Origin of the sequence: Photobacterium sp. GB-50, from assembly GCF_003026755.1 — a bacterium.
Lineage (GTDB): Bacteria > Pseudomonadota > Gammaproteobacteria > Enterobacterales > Vibrionaceae > Photobacterium.
On record NZ_PYNX01000038.1, the window covers coordinates 1 to 7,577 of the forward strand.

Annotated in this window: 6 protein-coding genes, 1 tRNA gene and 1 rRNA gene; 3 read left to right on the forward strand and 5 right to left on the reverse strand. The window is 39.4% G+C overall.

The genetic code is table 11. From position 1 onward, the window contains the following. Positions 1–8 precede the first annotated feature (8 nt). Both rrf and C9J41_RS21370 read left to right on the forward strand, forming a co-directional pair. Positions 9–124: ribosomal RNA gene (gene rrf, locus C9J41_RS21365) — 5S ribosomal RNA — on the forward strand. Between the two features lie 100 nt (positions 125–224). Further along, positions 225–301: transfer RNA gene (locus C9J41_RS21370), tRNA-Asp, on the forward strand. Positions 302–519: 218 nt separating this feature from the next. On the opposite strand, the gene C9J41_RS21375 is transcribed toward C9J41_RS21370, so the two are convergent. Beyond that, positions 520–1,047, reverse strand: a complete 528-nt coding sequence (locus C9J41_RS21375) for a glycine zipper 2TM domain-containing protein (RefSeq protein WP_107295007.1) — start codon at positions 1,045–1,047, stop codon at positions 520–522. A 267-nt stretch (positions 1,048–1,314) separates the two neighbouring features. Between C9J41_RS21375 and C9J41_RS21380 the strand changes: the two genes are divergently transcribed. Beyond that, complete coding sequence (locus C9J41_RS21380; RefSeq protein WP_107207757.1) at positions 1,315–2,562, forward strand: MFS transporter; 1,248 nt, start codon at positions 1,315–1,317, stop codon at positions 2,560–2,562. On the opposite strand, the gene C9J41_RS21385 is transcribed toward C9J41_RS21380, so the two are convergent. From C9J41_RS21385 to gadC, 4 genes are all read right to left on the reverse strand, one after another. Then, entirely contained in the window at positions 2,548–3,162 is a 615-nt protein-coding gene (locus C9J41_RS21385; protein ID WP_107207756.1) for a trimeric intracellular cation channel family protein, read from the reverse strand. The two genes, C9J41_RS21380 and C9J41_RS21385, sit on opposite strands and share 15 nt — an antisense overlap. A 146-nt stretch (positions 3,163–3,308) precedes the next feature. Continuing rightward, the gene (locus tag C9J41_RS21390) at positions 3,309–4,709 is read right to left on the reverse strand and encodes a glutamate decarboxylase (protein WP_107207755.1); all 1,401 of its coding nucleotides are present in this window, start codon (positions 4,707–4,709) and stop codon (positions 3,309–3,311) included. Positions 4,710–4,723: 14 nt separating this feature from the next. Continuing rightward, positions 4,724–5,668, reverse strand: a complete 945-nt coding sequence (gene glsA, locus C9J41_RS21395; RefSeq protein WP_107207760.1) for a glutaminase A — start codon at positions 5,666–5,668, stop codon at positions 4,724–4,726. A gap of 18 nt (positions 5,669–5,686) precedes the next feature. Continuing rightward, positions 5,687–7,207 (reverse strand): putative glutamine/gamma-aminobutyrate antiporter GadC, encoded by a 1,521-nt coding sequence (gene gadC, locus C9J41_RS21400; RefSeq protein ID WP_107207754.1) that lies wholly within the window; start codon positions 7,205–7,207, stop codon positions 5,687–5,689. Positions 7,208–7,577: the final 370 nt, after the last annotated feature.

Below are 7,577 nucleotides of genomic sequence, written 5' to 3' on the forward strand. Positions count from 1 at the left end.
CGAATTTGCTTGGCGACCATAGCGTTATGGACCCACCTGATCCCATGCCGAACTCAGTAGTGAAACGTAATAGCGCCGATGGTAGTGTGGGGTCTCCCCATGTGAGAGTAGGACATCGCCAGGCTTCTAATTCGTTTTCACTTTTACAAAAAGTGAAGACAAAAAGTTAAGATATTCGTTTTGAACTACGGATATCGGATAAAACGAAAGTTTTATCTCCGTGTGGAGCGGTAGTTCAGTTGGTTAGAATACCGGCCTGTCACGCCGGGGGTCGCGGGTTCGAGTCCCGTCCGCTCCGCCACTTATATTAAGCCCTAGTCGAAAGACTAGGGCTTTTTTTCGTTTGTAAGAAATGAATATGATTGTGGGGTAGTTTGTTTGGTTAAGATTTAAAATTGAGAAGCTTAACTGCTGGTCACGCTGGGATGCGCTGGTATTAGGTGTGGAACCTACCATTATTAAATAAAAAAGCCCCGCTATTACTAGCAGGGCTTAGAATATTCTTATTGTGACTATAGATTAGATAACAACTTTACCGTTTTTAACCGCTAGCGTATCGCCAGTTGGTTTTTTATCCATACGAATTGTGTCTTTGTCATCGCCTAGTTGGTAGGTTACATCATAGCCAATGGTTTGTTCTGTTTGGCTATTTTCTGTGTGACAACGTTTTTCCATTGTTGTTGTTGTATGGCCTTCTTGGTATTTACCTTGAGCCATATTACCAGCAACGCCACCGGCTACTGCACCAGCTACTGTTGCGACTTTCTTACCGTTACCACCACCAACTTGGTGTCCTAGTACACCACCGGCAACAGCACCGGCAAGCGTACCTAACACTTTATTTTCGTCTTTAGGAGCGACTTTATGAGTCACAGCAACTTGCTCACAGACTTGGTGTGGTGTTGTTACTGTTTTAGTGACGGCTTTTACTGATAAAACTTTTGCTTCTGTTGGTTCGCTAGCGTGAGATTTTTCATTACACCCTGTTAACGATAAGCTTGAAATAGCAACCAGTGCACTTAGACCCACAATCATATGTTTTTTCATTATATCTCTCCTTAATTTTATGAAGTCTATTCTCCTGATTCGTTCCTGTTTAATGACAGAGCGTTGTGATTTAAATGTAAGCTAATAGTAAAATATTGAATGGATCGGATGTTGTTGATTTAGCATATGGATGGAAATAGCTGGTTTTATTTTTTAATAAAGGACTAAAATAAGAAACTTAAATTGATTAAGTAAATATAAATCACTTTAAAATGAGGACTAAAATAACGCGGTTAATTATTATCATCACTGAGTGGGCTTGTTGGAATGAATAATTCAACAGAAATCCTTTTAGCCGATCAAGTCAAAGGTGTTATTAAAGAGAACTGGAATATCCTATTTCTCGCTATATTAATAGTTAGCATCGGTCAGCTTAGTTTAGGCTTAGTCTTTCCTTTGTTACCTTGGATCCATCTTGATTTTAAAATTAATCAAAATCTTGCGGAAGGACTGATTGTTAGTTATTTGATCGGATATGGTCCATCACAATTATTCTATGGGCCGTTATCTTATGTTTATGGGCGGCGTCATGTATTATTAATAGGTTTGTTGATATCTATCCTTGGTTTAGGAGTTATCTTAACTTTTCACCATGACTTTTCTATTTTGATTATAGGACGCTTTATTCAAGGTGTTGGTGGAGGGTGTGAATCAGTTATTGCACGTTCAATGCTACATGATAGCTATAAAAATAAATTCTTTTTATCAGCAATGACGGGACTATCTATTATTTCTGCTTTTACTCCTATATTTTCACCGATTATGGGAGGGTTAGTGAATCACCATTTTGGTTGGTTTGCGGTTTTTATTTGCTTGTTTATCTATACCGTTCTAGGTTTTCTCATTTTATTTTTCTATTTGCCTGAAACATTATCTACACCTCGTGTCTCTATTTCATTTATTCCTATATTTCAATATTATGGCTCCTTGCTAAAAGATAGATACTTTCTTTCTTATGCGATGATCGGTTGGGTTAACTGGGCACTTGTCATATTTACCGGTTCATTAGCGCCATTTATTTTAGAATCACAATTACATATTACTTCAGAAAATTATGCTTATTGGTCTATTATTCCTGCAGTGGCGTTTTTACTTGCAAGTACATTATGCTTTATATTGAGGAAGTCTTACGGTACGCACCATATTGTTTTTATTGCTCCTGTTATTCAATTGAGTGTGGTTATGATCTTTTTATCACAACCAATGTCACTATTAACGCTAACAATTGGCTTTATTGGTGTGGCTGTTGCTCAAGCGCTTATTTATCCCTGTTCCCAATCCTTATTATTGGTACCTTACAGTAATCAATTAGGAACAGTAAGTGCGCTCTCTGGTGGCGGACAAATGTTATTCTCAGCGATTTTTATTTTTATCGCATGGCAGCTTAATCTTGATAATTATTACTCACTTACAGCCATTATATTTATTACGTCTCTCATAGGGCTGCTTTTTGCCTTGCTGGGCAAGCGATCTATGGCAAGTGCATCACTAGAAAATGAATTATTTAAGCAATAAAAAATCGGGGAATTTTTTTTTCTTTATTACAATGTACATGCGTAAAGCAATAATAAAGATAATACTGCTCAAGGTTGCGACATCTGGGTTAATGTGGTGCTCAGTTTGGAGAATATATAAGTAACAGCCGATAATAACGGGACTGGCATAAAACTCCGTATTGTTAAACATGGTTGGACGGTTGGTGAGAATGTCACGTAGTACGCCACCAAATACCGCAGTGATCATCCCCATAGTGATCGCAACATAAGGCGCATAATGTTGAGCGGTCAGATCTTTAGTGACTAACACTGAGAACATGGAAATACCAATCGCATCCAGAGTTACAATAATACGTTCGACTTTTACGTGTCGTAAATGTGGAGCAAGGAAAAAACCTATAAAAGAGCTGAGTAATGCTGTCCAAAAATAGGATGGATCTCTTATCCAAAAAACCTGATTTGTGGATAGTATAATATCTCTTACGGTTCCGCCTCCGAGTGCTGTTACCCATCCAATCACCATGATGCTGACGATATCTTTACCTTTATTAGATTCACTGATCACGGCACTTAATGCGAAGGCAATAATACAAATAATTTCAATCGTGTGAATAAACATTTAAGCGCCTATAGTGTGGTGATTGATTTTATTATTAATTGAAAAATATTAGCATGTTAGATATTAAATGGGAGAGCAAATAGTGAAGTTAGTGTTTTCAATAATAGCAAAGGTCAGTATTAAACTAACCTTTGCTTTCATTGGTATCAGCGACCGCTATGATCAAAGTTTTGTGTATCATCAGCTGTACACTGCGCTGTCGGATGAGAGTTTAAAAAATCAAGCGAGCGTTGGAAGTCAGCAATTAATAAGCTAGCAAGGTCTACTGTAAAGCCTTGTTTAACTAAGATACGTTGTACCACAATATCTTTCGCGTTTGCAGGCAAGCTATAAGCAGGTACTAACCAGCCTCGAGTACGTAGGCGATCCGCTAAGTCATATAAGCTAAATGAAACGTTAGCATTATTTTTTAAGCGCCATGAAATGGCTGGAATACCTTTTTCACGATTGCCGTCAAACAAGAACTCAAACAGATCAAATTTGTTTAACTCTTTAACGAGGTATTCGCACACATCGTAACTTGCATCATGAATACGTTTGTAACCTTCATAACCTAAACGTAGAAAGTTGTAGTATTGTGCAATGATTTGTCCTGCTGGACGAGAGAAATTCAAGGCGAAAGTCGGCATGTCACCACCTAAGTAGTTAACATGGAATACTAAGCCTTCAGGTAAATCTTCTTTGCTACGCCATACAACCCAGCCAACGCCTAATGGCGATAAACCAAACTTGTGGCCAGAAGTACTGATTGATTTAACCCGCTCTAAGCGGAAATCCCAAGGTTCAATTTCTGTGGCACAAAATGGGGCTAGCATTGCGCCGCTTGCGCCGTCAACGTGGATATCAATCGAGTTACCAGTGTCATGCTCGTAAGTATCTAGTGCATCAGATAACGGTTTTACTGTTTCGTATAAACCGGTGAAAGTTTGACCGAAAGTCGGTACCACCATAATAGTGTTATCATCAACGAGTTCTAACATGTCTTCTGGGGTCATAAAATAATGACCGTCGTCCATTTTAGTTTCGCGCATTTCAACGTCCCAGTAGCGGGCAAATTTTTCCCAACAAACTTGGACAGGGCCACAGACCATGTTTGGTTTATCGGTTGGTTGACCAAGAGCACGACGTTTTTCACGCCAGCGCCATAGGGCAGCCAAACCACCTAGCATACAGGCTTCACTTGAACCTGTGGTTGAAGTTCCGACTGTTGTAACAGAATCAGGTGCATTCCATAAATCCGCTAACATATGAACACAACGACCTTCAATTTCAGCAGATTGAGGGTATTCATCTTTATCAATCATGTTCTTATCAATGGATAGATCCATTAATTTATGCACTTCATCTTCTTCCCATGTTTGGCAGAAGGTCGCAAGATTTTGACGTGCATTACCATCTAGGTAAAGTTCATCACGGATCATTTGATAGATCACTTTAGGTGCTTGTTCTTGCTGTGGTAGTTTGGTCGTTGCCGCAACGTTATGAATAGTATCTGAGCCATAGATTGGATCATTACCTGTTTTACGGTTTACTTCATGAAGAGCCATAATTTTTCCCTACCTTAGTGTTGCTTACTGCTAAATAAGTTCCAAGCCATTGCTTGAGTAACATGCTTAATCATTTGTTGACCACGGATACTGTTACCAAATGGGTCTAGTCGTGGCGAGAATGCAGCCAGTGCACCTACGTTTGGAATAACCGTTACTAAACCGCCGCCAACGCCACTCTTTGCTGGTAAACCGACATCATATGCCCAATCACCAGAAGTATCGTAAAGCCCTTCCATTACCATCTCTGCGAGAATGTGGGGAATGTTTTGAGGGTCAATCACCTGTTGACCTGAGCATGGGTTTTTACCACCATTGGCCAGTGTTGCGCCTACGGTGGCAAGTTCTACCGTATTAAAGAGGGTAGAACATTGGCGTGTATAAACATCACACGCTTCAAGTGGCTCTGAATACATACGCCCAGATGATTCTAATAACAATGCGATAGCACGGTTATGAGTATTGGTCGTTTGTTCAGACTGATTGACTTCGTCAGAGAGCGATATTTCGCTGTTTGCTAGCAGGGATTGAAAGTTCAAAATCTGCTGCCAGCGTTGCTCTTTATCTGTCGCTTTAACTAAGCTCACTGTTGCCATTGCACCGGCATTAACGAGAGGGGTTAGGGGTTTACCGTTATGGAGTTCAAGTGCCAAAACGGAATTAAATGGCATCCCTGTTGGTTCTGCACCGACTTTACTGTGCAGCGCATCGGCGCCTGATTGTTCAAGAACTAATCCAAGCGTCATAATTTTTGAGATAGATTCAATAGCAAATTTATAATCACAGTCTTGTAATTGAATAATCTCGCCAGTAACAGACACAAAGGCTAAGCCTGTAAGTTCTGACGGTACTGATGCAAGAAACGGAATATATGAGGCGTTTTCGCCGTCGTTATTCGTTTTTGCTTCATTCAGTGCTTGCTGCATAATGACAGCAAGCTTTTCATTTAGTGGTGGCATTTGACGCATCCTTAACTCTTATTGATTTAATGTATGAGTTACTTTGTCTGATGGATTGATCACACCTGGATGAGTATCTTCTATTTCCCAAGTAAAGGGTGCAAAGTCTGAGACTGTTGGATCTTTCCAGTGCGGTTTACGGGCTTTGTAGATGAATAATGGAACAGCTACAAATATCACCGTTAGTACCACTAAGAAGCCAATGTATTCTTCAGGGCTACCGACTGAAATTTGACTTGGTGGAATGAAAGAGAAGATGAATGCTAATAGTGAACCAGAAAAGCCAACACCAGCTATGATCCACATTCCCATATCACCACCAGGGATTTTGTATGGACGAGGGCGATTAGGTTGGCTGTAGCGTAAATGAATCGCTGCAGCAAACATTAATAAGTACATGATGAGGTAAAGAACGACCGTTAATTGACTTAGAATTTGATAAGCAGCTTGAACTGAAGGTAATACTACAAACACAGTAGAAATCATGGTCACTAAGAACGCTTGTGCCATCATGATATGGGTTGCCATACCATTTTTGTTGGTGTATTGCCAAAAGCGTGGTAAATAACCACCTTTAGCAACCACAAGTAATGCCGATGAAGGACCTGCAACCCAGCCAACAACTCCAGCAAGTACACCTAGCGCTAAACAAGCTGCCATAATTGGCGCAGCCCAGCTGATGCCAGCCCAAGCAAACATATCATTGTAAGCGACTAATAAACTTTGAGTTAAGCTGATGTCTTGTTGTGGAATAACAAATGCAATTGCCAGCGTGCCAAGTACGAATACACAGACAGTACCAATCGCAGCAATCGCAATCGCAATTGGGTAGTTACGCGGCGCATTATCAACTTCTTTAACGTGAATCGCGTTCATTTCCATACCGGCATAGAATAAGAAGATACTTGCCGCTAAAACTACGTTATTAAAGTTAGAAAAGTCAGGAATAATATCGTGCCAAGAAAGTTGAATTTGTGGTGGCTTACCTGAGAAGAATAGGTAAGAGAAACCTAAAATAATTAATACGATACCAGGAATAACAGTACCAATTAACCCGCCCCATTTAGCCACTTTAGAAAAGGCTGCAGTGCCGCGTAAAGCGATGAAAGTTGCGAGCCAATAAATGGCTAATACTATTCCTAGTACGAAGAATTTATTTTGAGATAATGCTTGATCCCATGATTTATCTGGACCCATAAATGCAAGTGAAACAGAGCCAAAAGTTAATGCGGTTGGAAACCAAACAGTCACTTCAATCCATAGCATGAAGATCGCAACTAACGCTATTCGAGCTCCAAAAGCTTCGCCGACCCAGCGGAATACACCGCCTTTTTCAGACCAACCTGTCGCAAGCTCAGCGGCAACTAATGATACAGGAACCAGAAATACTACGGCGGCAAAAATATAATAAAAAATGGAGCTTAATCCGTATTCAGCTTCTGCTGGAAGACCGCGCAAACTCACTACTGCAACAATGTTTAACATTGCGAGAGCGAAAATGCTGATCCCCCCTTTTTTCGTTTTAATTGAATTTGTCATTGTTAACCAACTTATATTTAGTGCATTAAACTAATATTACAATATGAAAAATTAATTCATGTTGTAATTATATGTGAGAAAAAACATCAATAGAGTAGTACGTAAATTAAGGTGGATAATTATTATTGTTTATATTTGTGGATTATATATCAATAATTAAAGTTAACTTTATGATATGAGAAGTATTATTGGAATTATGTTTGGTAATATTTTTCTAGTGGTCTATTATTAATTTTTTAGTGACTGTTTTTAGTGACTGTTTTTAGTGACTGTTTTTAGTGACTGTTTTTAGTGACTGTTTTTAGTGACTGTTTTTAGTGACTGTTTTTAGTGACTGTTTTTAGTGACTGTTTTTAGTGACTGTTTTTAG

What these genes read in the sequence shown, in the direction of transcription:
- C9J41_RS21380 (WP_107207757.1), top strand. Translation starts at nt 1,315, where the DNA reads ATGAATAATTCAACAGAAATCCTTTTAGCCGATCAAGTCAAAGGTGTT.
- gadC (WP_107207754.1), bottom strand. Translation starts at nt 7,207, where the DNA reads ATGACAAATTCAATTAAAACGAAAAAAGGGGGGATCAGCATTTTCGCT.
- C9J41_RS21385 (WP_107207756.1), bottom strand. Translation starts at nt 3,162, where the DNA reads ATGTTTATTCACACGATTGAAATTATTTGTATTATTGCCTTCGCATTA.
- C9J41_RS21390 (WP_107207755.1), bottom strand. Translation starts at nt 4,709, where the DNA reads ATGGCTCTTCATGAAGTAAACCGTAAAACAGGTAATGATCCAATCTAT.
- C9J41_RS21375 (WP_107295007.1), bottom strand. Translation starts at nt 1,047, where the DNA reads ATGAAAAAACATATGATTGTGGGTCTAAGTGCACTGGTTGCTATTTCA.
- glsA (WP_107207760.1), bottom strand. Translation starts at nt 5,668, where the DNA reads ATGCCACCACTAAATGAAAAGCTTGCTGTCATTATGCAGCAAGCACTG.